The following is a 16,727-nucleotide window of genomic DNA, read 5'->3' on the forward strand; positions in this document are numbered from 1 at the left end:
AGGGGGGCCATGCAGGACGATGGCTACCGTCCTGCTTCAAAGATCCCCATCAAGGCTCTGTCACCATTCTTAGTTTTGGCTCACCCACAGGCCCGCAGATTCTTTGGGGCTGAATACGAATCGCTTTGGCGAATCGGATTCGAGGGATTAGAGGTTAGGTCCCATGGCGCGGTACATATTCATCACCGGCGGCGTGGTTTCTTCGCTCGGCAAGGGTCTGGCTTCAGCGGCACTCGGTGCCCTGCTGCAGGCCCGGGGCTACAAGGTCCGCCTCCGCAAGCTCGACCCCTATCTCAACCTCGATCCCGGAACGATGTCGCCGTATCAGCACGGCGAAGTGTTCGTGACCGATGACGGCGCGGAGACCGATCTCGATCTCGGTCACTACGAGCGCTTCACCGGACGGCCTGCGACCAAGCAAGACAACATCACGACGGGGCGCATCTACCAGGACATCATCTCGAAGGAACGCCGCGGCGATTACCTCGGCGCGACCATTCAGGTGGTGCCGCACGTCACGAACGCCATCAAGGAGTTCGTGCTGTCGGGCAATGACGATTACGACTTCGTGCTGGTCGAGATCGGCGGCACTGTCGGCGACATCGAGGGCCTGCCGTTCTTCGAAGCGATCCGCCAGCTCAAGAACGAGCTGCCGCGCGATCACGCCGTCTACATCCATCTGACGCTGCTGCCCTACATCCCGAGCGCCGGCGAATTGAAGACCAAGCCGACGCAGCATTCGGTGAAGGAGCTGCGCTCGATCGGCATCCAGCCGGACATCCTGCTGTGCCGTACCGATCGCGAGATCCCGAAGGAGGAGCGGCGCAAGCTCGGCCTGTTCTGCAACGTGCGCGAAAGCGCCGTGATCGAGGCGCGCGACGTCGACAACATCTACGCCGTCCCTGAGGCCTACCACAACGCCGGCCTCGATGACGAAGTGCTCGCCGCCTTCGGCATCGGCTCGCGGATTCCGCCGGTGCTGCAGAGCTGGCAGAAGATCAACGAGCGCGTCCGCAACCCCGAAGGCAATGTCACAATCGCCATCGTCGGCAAGTACACCGGCATGAAGGATGCGTACAAGTCGCTGATCGAGGCGCTCTCGCATGGCGGCATCGCCAACAAGGTGAAGGTCAATCTTGACTGGATCGAGAGCGAGATCTTCGAGAAGGAAGATCCGGCGCCGTTCCTCGAGCACGTCAACGGCATTCTGGTGCCCGGCGGCTTCGGCCAGCGCGGTGCCGAAGGCAAGATCAAGGCGGCGCAGTTCGCGCGCGAGCGTGACGTGCCGTATTTCGGCATCTGCTTCGGCATGCAGATGGCCGTCATCGAGGCGGCGCGAAATCTCGTCGGCATCGAGGACGCTAACTCCACCGAGTTCGGTCCGACCAAGGAACCCTTGGTCGGCCTGATGACGGAATGGCTGCGCGGCAACGAACTCGAGAAGCGCTCGCAGGCCGGCGATCTCGGCGGCACGATGCGCCTGGGCGCCTATCCCGCCGCGCTGAGCCGCGGCAGCCGTGTCTCGCAGGTCTATGGCGGCGCGACCGAGATTTCCGAGCGCCACCGCCATCGCTACGAGGTCAACACCGCCTACAAGGACCGCCTCGAGCAGCACGGCTTGAAATTCTCCGGCCTCTCGCCCGACGGCGTGCTGCCTGAAATCGTCGAATACGAGGATCACCCCTGGTTCATCGGCGTCCAGTTCCACCCCGAGCTGAAGTCGCGGCCGTTCGAGCCGCACCCGCTGTTCGCTTCGTTCATCGAGGCGGCCGCGAAGCAGAGCCGGTTGGTGTAACCGGCTCGTTACGCGACGGTGCGGGCGCGCTCTCAAAGCGTGGGTTCGAGTGCGAGACGTGCGGATTGCGCCGGCGATCCCGCGACCAGCGTCATCTGCGGCCGGCGCGTCAGCTTGTAGACGGCGGCCGGCGGCATGTTGAGGAAGGCCCGGTCCACCAGCGTTGCGCGCAGGCCGAGGCGGTCGAGCACCGGCCGCGGGATCGGGCAGCTCATGCCATAGGTGAACTGGTAAAACGCGCCGCCGGGGCGGACATAGCTGAACGCGCCGCTCACGATCGAGATGACCTTGCGCGTCGACATGTTGAGCAGCGGCAGCCCGCTCACGACCGCGCCGACGGGTGCGCCGTCATAGAGGCGCTCCGTCGCCAGTCGCGCCGCATCCATCCACAGCACGCGCGCGACGGGAAAGCGCATCTGCAGGAGCTTCATGAAATCCGAGCCGTATTCGATCAGCGTGAGATCCTGCTGCCTGACGCCGCGCTTCAGGAGCTTGTAGGTGAATGCGCCGGTGCCGGGCCCGAGTTCGAGGATCGGGCCGGTCTTCTCGGTGATCTCGCGCGTGATGAGATCGGCGAGCGCCGCGCCCGATGGCGCGATGGCGCCGACCTGGCGCGGCGAGGACATCCAGGACAGGAAGAAGGAGAGGAAATCGTTGGGCATGCGCACTCCGGCATTTCGTTGGCACCTCGAAGTTCAGAGGTGAGGCGGAGACACTGTCGGCGGAGTGCATTGCGACAGCATTGCGCTGTGAGCAGCGAAAGCGGATTGGTTCAACTTTGCCGATGTGGTGGCAGCGTCATTCTGAAGCAGGTGCCGCCATCCGCGCCGTCAGTGACCGCGACCTGGCCGCCATGCAGCAGCACGATCTCGCGCACCATGTTGAGGCCAAGGCCAGCGCCGCGATCGAGCGGCGTGAGCCGATAGAACGGCTCGAAGATCTGCTCGCGTTGGTCTTGTGGAATGCCGGCGCCTTCGTCGGTGACCTCGATGCAGGCAGGCCTGCTCACGTGAATGCCGATCGTGCCGCGGCGCGGGCCGTGCTGGATCGCATTCTGTACGAGATTGGTCAGCGCCCGCTCCAGCGCGGCTGCGTCACCGATCGTCTCGACCGGGGTCGCGGGCGCATCGAGCGCAAGCTCGTAGCCGGCGGCAATGGCCAGCGGCGCGAGCTCGGCAGCCGCGCTTTGCGCTATCGCGACGAGGTCGACGCGTGTGAACGGATGGCCGCAGCGGTCGAGCCGCTGGATGTCGAGCAATTGCTCGGCGAGCGTCGCCAGCCGCGCCGCATCCTCCAGCAGCCGGGTCTTGTCTGGACCGGAGGGCAACGATTCCAGCCGCGTGTTCAGGATCGCGATCGGCGTGCGCAGCTCGTGCGCGGCATCTGCGACGAAACGCTTGTGCCTGATATAGCCCTGGTCGAGCCGCGCCAGCGCGTCGTTGACCGCGGTGACCAGCGGCACGACTTCCAGTGGAATCCGCTCCACTGACAGGCGCGCCCCCCGCTGATGAATGTCGATGCGACGCGCCTGGTCCGCGGTCGCATCTAACCCCCGGAAGGCGCGCTGCACGATCATCGGCGTCGCGATGAAGGTCGCCGTACCCATCACCAGCAGGCCGGGCAGGGCGATGCCGAGAAACGCCAGCGAGGTCATCAACAGCGCCTTGGCACCGGTCAGCCGTCCTTGCGTCGCCGTGATGATCTGCACATTGCCGGCATCGGTGTTAACGCGCTTGAGCCGCGCTGCCGGCTTGCGCGGATCGTCCTCGAACATCTGCCAGCCGAGGCGCGCCTGGCTGATCTGGTCGAGCCCGTTGCCGATGGCCGCGAATTCCGCCGGCACAGCGCCTTCGGTCAGCGAATGTCCTTGCCGGTCGCGGACCAGGAACCAGAGGTCCGGTGTCTCGGCGCGCAACTGTGTCAGATCGCGCGTCGACCGCAGGGTCAGGCCGCCGCCTGCGTCGCGTGCAAGCGCGCGCTGCACGACATCGATGACGCGGTCCTCGTCGCGCTCCGCCAGCACGAAGCCTGAGGCGCAGAGTGCGCCGACGACCACGCCGACCAGTGCCAGCAGCAAGGCGGCCTGAAGCGCGAGCAGGCGCCAGCTCAATCGCGAGCGCAGGCAATAGGAATCGTCGTGCTCGCTCATGTCAGCTTCTTCAGGAGATAGCCGACGCCGCGAATACCATGGATCTCGACGCCGGCATCGGCTTCGGCAAGCTTGCGACGCAGCCGCGAGACATGCGTGTCCAGCGCGTTGGATTGAATCTCGTCGTCGAAAGTGTAGACGGCCTCCTCGAGTGCCGAGCGCAGCACCGTGCGGCCGATCCGGCGGATCAGGGCTTCGAGCACCAGCAGCTCGCGACGCGGCAGCTCGAACGGCTGGCCGTCGATGCTGGCCTCGCGATGACCGATGTCGAAGACGATACGGCCGGCGCGGATGACGTCCGGCGACAGGCCCGCGTGCCGCCGCAGCACCGCGCGCAAGCGCGCCAGCAGTTCCTCGACCGCGAACGGCTTGGCGAGATAGTCGTCGGCGCCGCTGTCGAGCCCGGCGATGCGGTCGGCGAGTTCGCCGCGAGCGGTCAGGACGATGATCGGCACGCCGTCGGCACGCGCCCGCAGCTTCGGAATCAGCGTGAGGCCGTCGCCGTCGGGAAGCTGGCGGTCGAGCAGGACGGCGGCATGAACGTCGGCGGAGATTGCTTCTTCCGCGTCCGCAAGCGTGGGGGCGTGATCCACCACCATGTCGTAGCGCTTCAGCGCCGACGAAAGGGCGCCAGCCATCTCGACTTCATCCTCGACAAGCAAGATCCGCATGTAACAGGCCCCAACTGAGACTGAGCCATTCTAGCGGCCCGATCATTGCGGCAGCATTGCGGGAACAGGGCGCGGCGCGTTGCCGGGTCCTGTCCAGCCATGCGCGAAACGCCGCGGAGGGTGGCCGGGCAGGGCTCAAGACAGCTTCGTGGCCGATCGCTATAACCGCTCGACCTGTTCAGGGAGGAGACGAGAATGATCTACGAAATGCGCCAGTATCGCTGCGTGCCGGGCCGCCTGCCGGCGCTGCTGAAGCGCTTTGACACGATCACGCTGAAGATCTGGGAGAAGCATGGCATCCGCCAGGCCGGGTTCTTCACCACGCTGATCGGCGAGTCCAACCAGGAGCTGACCTATTTCCTGGCCTGGGAGTCGCTCGCCGAACGCGAGAAGAAATGGGGTGCGTTTGCGGCCGATCCGGAATGGCTGGAAGCGCGCGCCAAGACGGAGGCAGACGGCCAGATCGTTGCCAACATCGTCAGCCAGATTCTGGCTCCAACGGCGTTCTCGTCGGTCAAGTAGCTGTCGTTCCGGACAGGGGGCTGCGGCGCAACCCTGATATTCGAAGGTTAGGACCGAATGGGGTTGATCCCACCCATTCGGCCGCTATGGTCGCGCCGAAACAGGGATTTTGTGTCTTGAGCACCAGTCAATCTGCAGCGCCGGTCGTCACCGTCGGGTCGGTCAAATTCGGCAATGATCTGCCGATCTCGATCATTGCCGGGCCGTGCCAGCTCGAAAGCCGTGAGCACGCGCTGGAGGTGGCCTCCGCGCTGAAGGAGATCGCCACGCGGCTCAAGATCGGCCTCGTCTACAAGACATCCTTCGACAAGGCCAACCGCACCAGCGCGTCCGCCGCGCGCGGCCTTGGCCTGGCGCAATCGCTGCCGATCTTCGCCGAGATCCGTTCCTCGCTCGGCTTGCCGGTGCTGACCGACGTGCACGATGCCGCGCAATGCGCCGAGGTGGCGCAGGCCGTCGACGTCCTGCAGATCCCGGCCTTCCTGTGCCGGCAGACCGATCTGCTGCTGGCCGCAGCCGCAACCGGCAAGGTCGTCAACGTCAAGAAGGGGCAGTTCCTAGCGCCCTGGGACATGGCGAATGTCGTTGCCAAGATTACCAGCGCCGGCAATCCCAACGTGCTCGTCACCGAACGTGGCGCCTCCTTCGGTTACAACACGCTGGTCTCGGACATGCGTTCGCTGCCGATCATGGCGCGCACCACCGGCGCGCCCGTGATCTTCGACGCCACCCATTCGGTGCAGCAGCCGGGCGGGAAGGGAGCTTCCTCCGGCGGCGAGCGCGAGTTCGTTCCGGTGCTGGCGCGCGCGGCCGTCGCGGTCGGCGTCGCCGGTCTGTTTATCGAGACGCATCCCGATCCGGATCGCGCGCCCTCGGACGGGCCCAACATGGTGCCACTGCATCAGTTCGAAGGGCTTCTTCGTACCCTGATGGCATTCGACGCGGTGGCCAAGAGTCACGCGCATTGATGCACGAGCCACTCGCCAGGCCGTCGTCCGACCTGAAGTTTCCGCCTGCGATCAACATTATCGCGCTCGCCAGCTTCTCTGCCGCGTTGTCGACACGGGCACTTGATCCGGTGCTGCCGCATATTGCGGAAGAATTTTCGATCAGCATCACGACGGCGGCGAGCATCGCGGCCGGCTATGCGCTGATCTACGCGCTGATCCAGCCGATCGTCGGTGCGGCAGCCGATCTGTTCGGCAAGGCACGGCTGATGACGTTGTGCCTGGCGATGCTGGGCGCAGCCTGCATTCTGGGCGCGCTCTCGACCTCATTCGCGGGCCTGTTCGCAAGCCGCATGCTCGCCGGCATCGCCTCGGGTGGCGTATTCCCGGTCGCGCTTGGCCTGACCGCTGACCTGGTCGCGCCGACGAAGCGGCAGGTGGCGATCGGACGCACGCTGGCGGGTTCGATGACGGGCAACCTGTTAGGTGCGACCGCCTCGGGCATCATCGGCGATCTCGTCGGCTGGCGTGGCGTGCTGGTGATCATCGGTGCGCTCGGGCTGATCGCGGCTGTTGCGGTCGCGGCGGGCTTTCGCGGCGCCGCCCTCACGGCACCGCCGAAGAGCGATCTGAAGACGTTGCGGCAGGGCTATCGCACCATCCTCGCCAATCCGAACGCGCGCTATTGCTATTCTGCCGTGTTCGTCGAGGGCTGCTGCGTTTTCGGCCTGTTTCCCTTCATCGCCGCGCTGCTGTTCGATCTCGGCGAGACCTCGCTGTCGATTGCGGGCATCGTCATCGCGGGCTTCGCCGTCGGCGGGCTGTTCTACACATTCACGGTCTCGCGCTTCCTGCCGCGACTGGGCGTCAAGGGGATGATGATCGCAGGCGCGAGCCTCGTCGCGCTCCAGCTCGCAGCGCTCGCCCTTGGCCCTGGCTGGAAGGTCCAGTTCGCCATCATGCTGCTGATGGGCTGGGGCTTTTACATGATCCATGGCTGCCTGCAGGTGTTCGCCAGCGAGCTGTCGGTCGAGGCGCGGGCGACAGCGATGTCGCTGCATTCGTTCTTTTTCTTCATGGGCCAGACCGTGGGTCCGCTGGCCTACGGGTTCGGGCTGGCGCATACCGGCAAGGCGCCAACCCTGGCCGCGAGCGCCGTGCTCATGGTGCTGCTGGGCCTCGCCTGCGCCGCACTCCTAAGGCCCCGGGCACCGTCCGACGCGCGAGCCTGAGGACAGTATGTCGCGACCAATCTCCGTATTTTCCCGGAAGCGGACGGTGGCTCAATCCTTTCAATCTTAAACCAAATCTCACTCTTCGCTCCATAGACTGCCGCCCAAACCGCCAGCCGGCGGCAACATCTGTTGGATCAGTCGATGCAAAAACAGCGTTCGGTCGCCCGCATTCTCGGGGCGGTGGTTGGATCTCTCGGTCTCATCCTTGTCGTCATCTGCGCCTACGCCCTGAAGCTCGCGGTGACACGCTATGTCGACAGCAACCGCATCGTCTCGCTGACGATTGCCAGCCGCGACCTGACCAACACGCTGGTGATCTTTCGCTTGGAGCGCGGCGATACGCTGAGCTATCTGTCCTCGGCCGCTTCAGCGCCCGACAGCGTCATGAGCAGCCTCGCCGAGCAGCGCGCCACGGTGCAGAAGAATTACGCGCAGGCCTTGCAGAGCCTCGCCGCCGTCGATGCGCCCGGTCTTACCGAGAGGCTCGACAAGCTCCGCACCATCTGGACCCAGCTCGAAGAGCTGCGCCCGCGCGCGATCACGGCATTGAAGCAGGAGAAGGGCGCACGTGAAGCCAGCCTGACGCCGGCCTGGGCCAAGATCAGCGACGCCTTCATGGATGCGATCGGCGACGTCACCGCCCATGTCGACAATGCAATGGCGCTGATCGATCCCGTGGTCGATCGCCTGCTGATCGCCAAGCAGGCCTCCTGGCAGGCCCGCGCCAATGTCGGCCAGACCATCCTCGTGCAGTTCTCCTCGATCCTCGCCAACAAGACGTGGACTGCGGCCGACGGCGTTGCCTTCGCCGATCTGCGCGGCCGCATCCAGCAGTCCTGGCTGGTGGTGCGTGACCTCGGTCTGAACGTGGCTTCGCCCGAGTTGTTGCAGGCGATCCGGACCGCCGAGCCGGAAATCTCCGGCGCGCTCAGCGACGAGCGCAATGCCATTGCGACCAGGCTGCTCGCGGGTGAGCCCGCCGGCGTCGTCGGCATCGACTTCCGCGATCGCCAGCTTGTCGGCGCCAACAATGTCGTCATCGTCACGCAGACCGCGCTCGCCAACATGATCGCGCGGGCCGAGGAGGGCGCCTCGCGCGCCCGCTTCAGCCTGATCCTGTTCGGCCTTCTGATGCCGGCCTCGCTGGCGCTGATGATCGGCGGGCTGCTGCTGATGCGCAACCGCGTCACCCGGCCGCTGACGGCGATCACCGGCGTCATGACGCGTTTTGCCGATCATGATTTCGCCAGCGACGTCCCGGGCCTCGACCGCAACGACGAGATCGGCCGTATGGCGGCAGCGCTGCAGGTGTTCAAGGACGCCATGATCAAGGCGGAGCGTCTCTCCGGCGATCAGGCCGCGGAGCGGGCCGAGAAGGAGAAGCGCGCGAGCGAGCTCACGGGGCTCGTGCGGCAGTTCGAAAGCCGGATCGGCCAGATGGTGCAGACGCTGTCGAACGCCTCAGGCGAGCTGGAGACCACGGCGCGCTCGATGTCGGGTACGGCGGCGGAAGCCCAGGCCCAGGCCGGTTCGGCCTCGACGCTGGCCGACCAGGTTGGCGGCGGCGTGCAGACCGTCGCGGCCGCGGCCGAGGAGCTCAATGCCTCGATCCGCGAGATCAATCGCCAGGTCGAGCAGGCGAGCCGTGCCACCGAGCATGCAGTCGTCACCGTCAGGGAGACCGACAGCACCATGCGTGCGCTGGCTGATGGCGCCGACCGGATCGGTGAGGTCATCGGCCTCATCACCTCGATTGCCGGCCAGACCAATCTCCTGGCCCTTAACGCAACCATCGAAGCCGCGCGCGCCGGCGAATCCGGTCGCGGCTTTGCTGTCGTCGCAAGCGAGGTGAAGAACCTGGCCTCGCAGACGGCGAAGGCGACCGAGGAGATCAGCGCGCAGATCACTGAGATTCAGGGCGCGACGCAGAAGGCGGTCTCCGCCATCGACGGCATCGTCAAGACCATCGAGGAAGTCTCGAGCATCAACCGCGTCATCGCCGCGGCGATCGAAGAGCAGAACAAGGCCACCGCTGAGATCGCCAACACCGTACAGCATACCGCCGAAGCGACCTCGACCGTGACCCGCAACATCGCAACCGTCTCGTCGGCGGCTGACGAGACCGGTCGCGCCGCCACCGGCGTGCTGAAGGCCGCCGCCGATCTGTCGAGCCAGTCGACCTCGCTCACGGGCGAGGTGGACAGCTTCATCACCAGGGTGCGTGAAGTGGCTTAGGCCGCCGTCGAGATCAAGACAAAAGCGATTAGACCGGAGGCGAAGATCGGATCATAGTCGCGGGGCATCATTTGCGATGGGCATGCGGGGGCAAGCAACAAGGAGCCACCGAATGTACGCCAATCTTCTCTTGAGCACCGATGGTTCGGACGTCGCAACAAAAGGCGTCGAGCATGGAATGGCCCTGGCAAAAGCCTTGAAGGCCAAAGCGACGATCGTCACCGTGACTGAACCGCTGCCAATCGATTATGGCGGCGGACACGACTCGGGATGGATTCCGTCGCAAGGCGAGATTGATCGATTTGACGCGGCCTGCAGGGAGCGCGCCGGCCAAGTGCTCGATCAAGCGCGAGCCATGGCAGAGCGGGGCGGGGTCTCGGTCGAGCTCTTGCACGTTCCGAATTCGCACCCGGCCACGGCGATTGTCGAAACGGCAAAATCCAGAGGCTGCGATTTGATCGTCATGGCCTCTCATGGACGTCGGGGCCTCAGGAAGCTGTTTTTGGGAAGTCAAACGTCCGAGGTCCTCGTGAACGGAAGCATTCCGGTGTTGGTCGTGCCGTAGCCGCTCCGACGTGACTCTTTCGCGCCGGATGCCATCGTCATGGACCTCCGACTAGCCGCGGCCGCGATACGGCGCGACGCCTTGCTCGGGCACCCAAAGGCCTTTCGGCACGCGTCCGGTCTGCCAGAACACGTCGATCGGAATGCCGCCGCGCGGATACCAATAACCGCCAATGCGCAGCCATTTCGGCCTGATCTCGCTGGCGATGCGCTTGCCGATCATCACGGTGCAATCCTCGTGGAAGGCGCCGTGATTGCGGAAGCTCGCGATGTAGAGTTTCAGCGATTTCGACTCCAGCAGCCACTGGCCGGGCGCGTAGTCGATCATCAGGTGGGCGAAATCGGGCTGTCCCGTGACCGGGCAGAGCGAGGTGAATTCCGGTACGGTGAAACGGACCAGATAATCGGTCCCGGCTTGCGGATTGGGGACGCGGTCGAGCTTGGCCTTCTCGGGCGCATCAGGCCATTCCACGGCACGGCCGAGCTGCAGGCTGGGTGAGGTTTTCGATTTGCTGGGCTTTTTCGACATGGGGCCCTCATAGCCAATCATTCGGTGGCCGTCACCCGGCCTTTTCCGCTTCGATGCATTGCGGTAGAAGCAGCCGCGAACTGCCCCCTTTGTTCCCCGAAAAGAGGCCCTCATGACCGCCATCATCGACATCATCGGACGCGAAATCCTCGATAGCCGCGGCAATCCCACCGTCGAGGTCGACGTCGTGCTGGAGGATGGCGCGCTCGGCCGCGCTGCCGTGCCGTCGGGCGCCTCCACCGGCGCCCATGAGGCGGTCGAGCTGCGTGACGGCGACAAGGCCCGCTATCTCGGCAAGGGCGTCACCAAGGCGGTCGGCGCCGTCAACGGCGAGATCTTTGAGGCCCTGAGCGGTCTCGATGTCGAGCAGCAGGCCCAGATCGACCAGATCATGATCGACCTCGACGGCACGCCGAACAAGAGCCGGCTTGGCGCCAACGCCATTCTCGGCGTGTCGCTCGCCTGCGCCAAGGCGGCCGCGAACTCGCTCGACATGCCGCTCTACCGTTATGTCGGCGGCACCTCGGCGCGGCTCCTGCCGGTGCCGATGATGAACATCATCAATGGCGGCGTGCATGCCGACAACCCGATCGACTTCCAGGAGTTCATGATCCTGCCCGTCGGCGCGTCTTCCTTCGCCGAGGGCCTGCGCTACGGCGCGGAGGTGTTCCACACGCTGAAGTCCGAGCTGAAGAAGGCTGGCCACAACACCAATGTCGGCGACGAGGGCGGCTTTGCGCCGAACCTGCCGTCCGCGGACGCAGCGCTGGAGTTCGTCATGAACGCGATCGGCAAGGCCGGTTTCAAGGCGGGCGGCGACATCGTGCTCGGCCTCGATTGCGCCTCGACCGAGTTCTTCAAGAACGGCAAATACGTCTATGAAGGCGAGGGCAAGACCCGTTCGGTCTCCGAGCAGGCCAAGTATCTCGCCGACCTCGTCGGCCGCTACCCGATCGTCACCATCGAGGACGGCATGTCGGAAGACGACATGGACGGCTGGAAGGAGCTCACCGACCTCGTCGGCAAGAAGTGCCAGCTCGTCGGCGACGATCTCTTCGTCACCAACGTCAAGCGCCTCGCCGAAGGCATCAAGGCCGGCCGTGCCAACTCGATCCTGATCAAGGTCAACCAGATCGGCACGCTGACCGAGACGCTCGCCGCCGTCGAGATGGCCCACAAGGCCGGCTACACTTCGGTCATGTCGCACCGCTCCGGCGAGACCGAGGATTCCACCATCGCCGACCTCGCGGTCGCCACCAATTGCGGTCAGATCAAGACCGGCTCCCTTGCACGTTCCGATCGCACCGCCAAATACAACCAGCTCCTTCGCATCGAGCAGCAACTCGGCAAGCAGGCGCTGTACGGCGGCAAGGCGGCACTGAAGGCGCTGGCATAAGCCAGCGTCACCGCGCGAAGGCGCGAACAACGAGGACAGGGGAGGATCGACATGACCGACGGCAAGACCGGACTGCAACTGCGTTCGCTGATCAAGAACAGCGGTGAGCTGGAAATCTCGCTTCTGGACGTGCCGACCCCCGAGCCTGCGGATGACGAGGTCGTCGTCCGCATCGAGGCGGCGCCGATCAACCCGTCCGATCTCGGTCTGCTCGTCGGCGCTGCCGACATGAGCACGGCCAAGGCCTCCGGTACGAAGGATGCGCCTGTCATCACCGCGAAGGTACCTGATGGTGCGATGCGCGCGATGGGCGCGCGGATCGACCAGTCGCTGCCTGTCGGCAATGAGGGCGCAGGCGTCGTCATCAAGACCGGCTCGTCGGACGCCGCGAAAGCGCTGATGGGCAAGACGGTCGCGATGATTGGCGGAGCCATGTACGCGCAGTATCGCACCTTGAAGGCGCGGGACTGCCAGCCGCTGCCCGAGGGCACGACGGCAGCGGAAGGCGCTTCCTGGTTCGTCAACCCGCTCACCGCGCTCGGCATGACCGAGACGATGCGGCGCGAAGGTCACAAGGCGCTGGTGCACACCGCGGCCGCCTCCAATCTCGGCCAGATGCTGAACAAGATCTGCATCAAGGACGGCATCGGGCTCGTCAACATCGTGCGCAGCAAGGAGCAGGCGGAGATCCTGCACAAGATCGGCGCGAAATACGTGGTCGATTCCAGCGTGCCAAGCTTCCTCGACGATCTCACCAATGCGCTGGTGGAGACCGGCGCCACCATAGCCTTCGACGCCATCGGCGGCGGCAAGCTTGCCGGCGACATCCTCAACTGCATGGAGATCGCGATCAACAAGACCGCGAAGGAATACAGCCGCTACGGCTCCAGCGTGCACAAGCAGGTCTATGTCTACGGCGCACTCGACATTCGTCCGATCGAACTGCCGCGTGGCTTCGGCATGGCCTGGGGCGTCGGCGGCTGGCTGCTCACGCCGTTCCTGCAGAAGATCGGACCTGCCGACATCGGGCGGCTGCGTCAGCGTGTCGTGAGTGAATTGAAGACGACCTTCGCCAGCCACTACACCAAGGTGGTGTCGCTACACGAGACGCTCGATCCCGCCAATATCGCGGTGTACGCCAAACGCGCCACCGGCGAAAAATTCCTCATCAACCCAAATAAATAATCGTGATCGGCGGCCGCCGGTCACCCAAAAGACGTCTTGCCTTCTGAGCCAAGCGGGATTTTTATTCCGCCGCGTTGAAAGCGGAAAAACCGCCACGCGCGCTCAGAAGGGGACATCTTCATGATCGATTTCAATCGCCGTCATCTGCTCGCAGGCGCGGCCGCCATCGGCGCGGCTGCCGCGACTGGCCTCCGGCCGTCCACCGCAAATGCCGCAGTGCCGCAAGCCGGCGCTCAGGCGCCGGGCTTCTACCGCTACAAGGTCGGTAGCTTCGAATGCACCTCGATCAATGACGGTGCGCGCAGCTTCCCGATGCCCGACAAGTTCGTCACGAACATCCCGAAGTACGAGGCGCTCGCCGCTTCGGATGCCGCCTACATGCCGAAGGGCATGGTCACCGTCCCATTCAACCCGCAACTCATCAACACCGGCTCCAAGCTCGTGCTGATCGACACCGGCAACGGCGTCGCCAATCTGGAGCCCAGCAAGGGCGCGGTCGGCCGCACCCTGCAAAACCTGCAGGCTGCCGGCATCGACCCCAAGAGCATCGACATCGTGCTGCTGTCGCATCTGCATCCCGACCACACCAATGGCATCCGTCTGGCCGACGGCGGCCTTGCCTTCCCGAACGCCGAGATCATGGTGCCGGTGAAGGATTGGGAGTTTTGGGAGAGCGACGAGAACGCGGCCAAGGCTCCGAACGAGATGACGAAGAACTACTTCGCCAACGTGAAGAAGACCTTTGCGGGGCTGGAGTCCAAGGTGACGAAGTATGAGTGGGGCAAGGAGGTCGTATCAGGCATCACCTCGATCGCAACCCCGGGCCACACGCCCGGCCACACTTCGTTCGCGGTCGCCTCGGGCGACAAGAAGGTGCTGATCCAGTCCGACGTCACCAACATTCCGGAGTTCTTCCTGCGCAATCCCGACTGGCATGTGGCGTTCGACAACGATCCTGCGATGGCGCAGGAAACGCGTCACAAGTTCTTGGACATGGCGGCAGCCGAGAAGGCGACCGTCGTCGGCTTCCACTTCACGTTCCCGTCGGTCGGCCATGTCGAGAAGGACGGCGCGAAATATCGCCTGATCCCGTCGGCGTGGAATCCCACGATCTGATCAATTGCAGATTTGCACGAAAGATTGGGCCGCCGTTTGGCGGCCCGACTGTTTTGGGCGACCGTCTGCTTCCAGGAAACTTAGCGTTTCCAAATCAGATCGGTTCATGCACTTGCATCTTTTGGCGCGGATCGCTTAAGTGCCGCCGGCACTTCCCCCCTCAAGGTTTCAAAGACAAACCAAGGATAATCTGATGGCCTACAACATCGTCGTGATCGCCGGCAGCCTGCGCAAGGACAGCTTCTCGCTGAAGATCGCCAACGCGCTCGCCAAGCTCGCGCCTGGCTCGCTCAAGCTCGAGGTCGTCACCCTCGGGGGCATCTCGTTCTTCAACCAGGACCTCGAGGGCGCACCGCCCGCCGACTGGCTGGCCTTCCGCGAGAAGCTGCAGAAGTCCGACGGCGTCATCTTCGTCACGCCGGAATACAATCGCGCCATCCCGGGCGTGCTGAAAAACGCCATCGACGTCGCCTCGCGCCCCTATGGGAAGAGCTCGTTCAACGGCAAGCCGGTCGGCATCATCTCCAACTCGCCGGGCCCGCTCGGTGGTGTCAGCGCCGCCAAGACGCTCCAGAACATCCTGCCGGGCATTGCCGGCCCGATCATGCAGCAGCCCGAGACCTACCTGAACGCAGTGGGCGATGCCTTTGATGCCGAGGGCAATCTGGTCAAGGAGTCGCTCAAGCCCGTGCTCCAGGCCTACATCGACGCCTTCGCCGCGCACGTCGCAAAGCACCACGGCTGAGCCGGCTCGTGCCTCCGTCATGCCCGGGACCAGCCCTGGCATGACGGAGACAGGTGGCCCAGGGGAGATTAGCACTCCCTTAACCAAGCTGGCCCATCTTGCCAAAATGGTCTCCCGCGCCCGCCTCAAATCTGTCCTGACCGGCCTCGCTCTCTATGCGATGGCGGTCGCCATCGTCGGCTATTTCGGGGTCAACGCCTATACCGGCAAATACGGCCTCAATGCCCGCCAGGAGCTCGACCAGGAGATCGTTGCGCTGACCAGCGAGCTGGCCCAGCTCAAGCGCGAGCGTGCCCGCAGCGAGCAGCGCGTGTCGCTGCTACGCACTGAGAAGATCGACCCCGACATGCTGGACGAGCGGGCCCGGTTCCAGCTCGACTATGTCAATCCGCACGATCTAATTCGGACGATCTCGCAGAACTAGCGCTTTCCGCAGCATTCGAAACAAGCGCGCGCAAGCCGTTCCCTCCATCGTTCCGGAAGTCGTACTCCGAACCGCCACCTTGACGTCGGCGCGGCCGGCGTGCCTTGTCCCGGCGCGGTGCCGCCAAAGGTTGACGAAGATCAATCGGGTTGCGCGAGGCGCCCCTAGACTGCTTCCCGGAGGAAACGGTGATGGATGGGTCAATGCCCCGGCATCACGCGGCTCGTGTCGAAGCCGCCATTGCATCAGGCCAGGCGGCTCGGTCCGCGCTCGTGGCTTCGTGGCGCCGTTCCTCCCGATTGCATCATCTCGACCCTTCCGGCCACAACGCACCGCTGCGGCTGAGCGATTTCGAGCTGCGACAGGCGCGCGAGCGCATCGCGCCGCTGCTCGCCGCCGCACAAGGCGCCATGGACCGGCTCTATCAGGCGGTCGGTGCGGCCGGCTGCTGCGTGCTGCTCGCCGATGGCGACGGTGTGCCGGTCGACCGCCGTGGCACGCCGGCGGATGATGCAACATTTCAATCCTGGGGCCTTTGGACCGGCGCGCTCTGGAGCGAGGAGCATGAGGGAACCAATGGCATCGGCACCTGCGTCGTCGAGCAGCGGCCGCTGACGATCGATCGCGACCAGCACTTCTTCACGCGCAACACGCTGCTCAGCTGCACCGCCGTTCCGATCTACGACCACGAGGCGGCCTTTGCCGGCGTGCTCGATGTCTCCTCCTGCCGCGCCGACCGCACCGATGCGTTCTCCAGCCTGATCGCGCTGGCCGCGGGAGAGGCGGCGAGGCGCATCGAGGCTGATCTGTTTCGCCGGGCCTTCGCCCATGCCCGCATCGTGCTGACGCAAGGACCGGACGGCCAGTCCATCGGTCTCATCGCGGTCGATGCGGATGATCTCGTGATCGGTGCGACCCGCACCGCCCGGGTGGGACTCGGGATCGCGCCGGGCAGGGAGCTGCAGCCGGTTCCCGCGGCAGATCTGCTCGGCGGCGAACCCGCACAGGACCATCTCGCCGGCGGTCAGCGTGCGGTGCTGCAACGGGCGCTGCTCCGCGCCGGCGGCAATGTGTCGGCCGCCGCCAAGGCCCTCGGCGTCAGCCGCGCCACGCTGCACCGGAAGCTGAAGCGGTTCGAGCTGAAGCACTGACCTGTCGCAGTTCTGCGACAGGTCCACTCCGCCATCGCATCCCCCCGGGCTGACAGAAAACAC

The 16,727-nt window shown here is 64.9% G+C and carries 16 protein-coding genes; 12 read left to right on the top strand and 4 right to left on the bottom strand.

Annotation, left to right across the window (positions count from 1 at the left end; all coding sequences use genetic code 11):
• Positions 1-163 precede the first annotated feature (163 nt).
• Entirely contained in the window at positions 164-1,795 is a 1,632-nt protein-coding gene (locus tag L6637_RS00680) for a CTP synthase (protein ID WP_237862062.1), read from the top strand.
• Positions 1,796-1,827: 32 nt separating this feature from the next.
• Here the strand turns inward: L6637_RS00680 and L6637_RS00685 are convergent, their stop codons facing one another.
• The 3 genes from L6637_RS00685 to L6637_RS00695 form a co-directional block, all read right to left on the bottom strand.
• Positions 1,828-2,457 carry a class I SAM-dependent methyltransferase gene (locus L6637_RS00685; protein ID WP_237862064.1) on the bottom strand — a complete coding sequence of 210 codons (630 nt, stop codon included), beginning with the start codon at positions 2,455-2,457 and terminating at the stop codon, positions 1,828-1,830.
• A 110-nt stretch (positions 2,458-2,567) separates the two neighbouring features.
• Complete coding sequence (locus tag L6637_RS00690; RefSeq protein ID WP_237862066.1) at positions 2,568-3,944, bottom strand: sensor histidine kinase; 1,377 nt, start codon at positions 3,942-3,944, stop codon at positions 2,568-2,570.
• Positions 3,941-4,615: a response regulator gene (locus tag L6637_RS00695; protein WP_237868791.1), complete on the bottom strand. Its 675-nt coding sequence runs from the start codon at positions 4,613-4,615 to the stop codon at positions 3,941-3,943. The genes L6637_RS00690 and L6637_RS00695 overlap by 4 nt, the downstream gene beginning before the upstream one ends.
• A 195-nt stretch (positions 4,616-4,810) precedes the next feature.
• On the opposite strand from L6637_RS00695, the gene L6637_RS00700 reads away from it, so the two are divergent.
• From L6637_RS00700 to L6637_RS00720, 5 genes are all read left to right on the top strand, one after another.
• Complete coding sequence (locus L6637_RS00700) at positions 4,811-5,137, top strand: NIPSNAP family protein (protein WP_237862070.1); 327 nt, start codon at positions 4,811-4,813, stop codon at positions 5,135-5,137.
• A 116-nt stretch (positions 5,138-5,253) separates the two neighbouring features.
• A complete protein-coding gene (gene kdsA / locus L6637_RS00705; protein WP_237862071.1) occupies positions 5,254-6,105 on the top strand; it encodes a 3-deoxy-8-phosphooctulonate synthase in 852 nt (283 codons plus the stop codon).
• A complete protein-coding gene (locus L6637_RS00710; protein ID WP_237862073.1) occupies positions 6,105-7,316 on the top strand; it encodes an MFS transporter in 1,212 nt (403 codons plus the stop codon). Before kdsA ends, L6637_RS00710 begins: the two co-directional genes overlap by 1 nt.
• A 144-nt stretch (positions 7,317-7,460) precedes the next feature.
• Positions 7,461-9,554, top strand: coding sequence for a methyl-accepting chemotaxis protein (locus L6637_RS00715; RefSeq protein ID WP_237862074.1), 2,094 nt, complete (start codon positions 7,461-7,463; stop codon positions 9,552-9,554).
• Between the two features lie 112 nt (positions 9,555-9,666).
• Positions 9,667-10,119: a universal stress protein gene (locus L6637_RS00720; RefSeq protein ID WP_237868792.1), complete on the top strand. Its 453-nt coding sequence runs from the start codon at positions 9,667-9,669 to the stop codon at positions 10,117-10,119.
• 51 nt (positions 10,120-10,170) lie between these two features.
• On the opposite strand, the gene queF is transcribed toward L6637_RS00720, so the two are convergent.
• Positions 10,171-10,647, bottom strand: a complete 477-nt coding sequence (gene queF / locus L6637_RS00725; RefSeq protein ID WP_237862076.1) for a preQ(1) synthase — start codon at positions 10,645-10,647, stop codon at positions 10,171-10,173.
• Positions 10,648-10,759: 112 nt separating this feature from the next.
• On the opposite strand from queF, the gene eno reads away from it, so the two are divergent.
• From eno to L6637_RS00755, 6 genes are all read left to right on the top strand, one after another.
• Positions 10,760-12,043, top strand: coding sequence for a phosphopyruvate hydratase (gene eno, locus L6637_RS00730; protein WP_237862077.1), 1,284 nt, complete (start codon positions 10,760-10,762; stop codon positions 12,041-12,043).
• 51 nt (positions 12,044-12,094) lie between these two features.
• On the top strand, positions 12,095-13,228 hold the full coding sequence (locus tag L6637_RS00735) for a zinc-binding dehydrogenase (RefSeq protein ID WP_237862079.1): 1,134 nt from the start codon (positions 12,095-12,097) through the stop codon (positions 13,226-13,228).
• 120 nt (positions 13,229-13,348) lie between these two features.
• The gene (locus tag L6637_RS00740; protein ID WP_237862081.1) at positions 13,349-14,344 is read left to right on the top strand and encodes an MBL fold metallo-hydrolase; all 996 of its coding nucleotides are present in this window, start codon (positions 13,349-13,351) and stop codon (positions 14,342-14,344) included.
• A gap of 193 nt (positions 14,345-14,537) precedes the next feature.
• Complete coding sequence (locus tag L6637_RS00745; protein WP_237862083.1) at positions 14,538-15,089, top strand: NADPH-dependent FMN reductase; 552 nt, start codon at positions 14,538-14,540, stop codon at positions 15,087-15,089.
• Positions 15,090-15,195: 106 nt separating this feature from the next.
• Positions 15,196-15,513: an FtsB family cell division protein gene (locus L6637_RS00750; RefSeq protein WP_237862084.1), complete on the top strand. Its 318-nt coding sequence runs from the start codon at positions 15,196-15,198 to the stop codon at positions 15,511-15,513.
• Between the two features lie 191 nt (positions 15,514-15,704).
• Positions 15,705-16,664 carry a helix-turn-helix domain-containing protein gene (locus tag L6637_RS00755; protein WP_237862086.1) on the top strand — a complete coding sequence of 320 codons (960 nt, stop codon included), beginning with the start codon at positions 15,705-15,707 and terminating at the stop codon, positions 16,662-16,664.
• Positions 16,665-16,727 lie beyond the last annotated feature (63 nt).

Origin of the sequence: Bradyrhizobium zhengyangense (assembly GCF_022012435.1) — a bacterium.
In the GTDB taxonomy this organism is placed as follows: Bacteria; Pseudomonadota; Alphaproteobacteria; order Rhizobiales; family Xanthobacteraceae; genus Bradyrhizobium; species Bradyrhizobium zhengyangense.

Coding starts and splice junctions, on each gene's coding strand:
- L6637_RS00680 (WP_237862062.1), top strand. CDS start 164: ATGGCGCGGTACATATTCATCACCGGCGGCGTGGTTTCTTCGCTCGGC.
- L6637_RS00685 (WP_237862064.1), bottom strand. CDS start 2,457: ATGCCCAACGATTTCCTCTCCTTCTTCCTGTCCTGGATGTCCTCGCCG.
- L6637_RS00690 (WP_237862066.1), bottom strand. CDS start 3,944: ATGAGCGAGCACGACGATTCCTATTGCCTGCGCTCGCGATTGAGCTGG.
- L6637_RS00695 (WP_237868791.1), bottom strand. CDS start 4,615: ATGCGGATCTTGCTTGTCGAGGATGAAGTCGAGATGGCTGGCGCCCTT.
- L6637_RS00700 (WP_237862070.1), top strand. CDS start 4,811: ATGATCTACGAAATGCGCCAGTATCGCTGCGTGCCGGGCCGCCTGCCG.
- L6637_RS00710 (WP_237862073.1), top strand. CDS start 6,105: ATGCACGAGCCACTCGCCAGGCCGTCGTCCGACCTGAAGTTTCCGCCT.
- L6637_RS00715 (WP_237862074.1), top strand. CDS start 7,461: ATGCAAAAACAGCGTTCGGTCGCCCGCATTCTCGGGGCGGTGGTTGGA.
- L6637_RS00720 (WP_237868792.1), top strand. CDS start 9,667: ATGTACGCCAATCTTCTCTTGAGCACCGATGGTTCGGACGTCGCAACA.
- queF (WP_237862076.1), bottom strand. CDS start 10,647: ATGTCGAAAAAGCCCAGCAAATCGAAAACCTCACCCAGCCTGCAGCTC.
- eno (WP_237862077.1), top strand. CDS start 10,760: ATGACCGCCATCATCGACATCATCGGACGCGAAATCCTCGATAGCCGC.
- L6637_RS00735 (WP_237862079.1), top strand. CDS start 12,095: ATGACCGACGGCAAGACCGGACTGCAACTGCGTTCGCTGATCAAGAAC.
- L6637_RS00740 (WP_237862081.1), top strand. CDS start 13,349: ATGATCGATTTCAATCGCCGTCATCTGCTCGCAGGCGCGGCCGCCATC.
- L6637_RS00745 (WP_237862083.1), top strand. CDS start 14,538: ATGGCCTACAACATCGTCGTGATCGCCGGCAGCCTGCGCAAGGACAGC.
- L6637_RS00750 (WP_237862084.1), top strand. CDS start 15,196: ATGGTCTCCCGCGCCCGCCTCAAATCTGTCCTGACCGGCCTCGCTCTC.
- L6637_RS00755 (WP_237862086.1), top strand. CDS start 15,705: ATGGATGGGTCAATGCCCCGGCATCACGCGGCTCGTGTCGAAGCCGCC.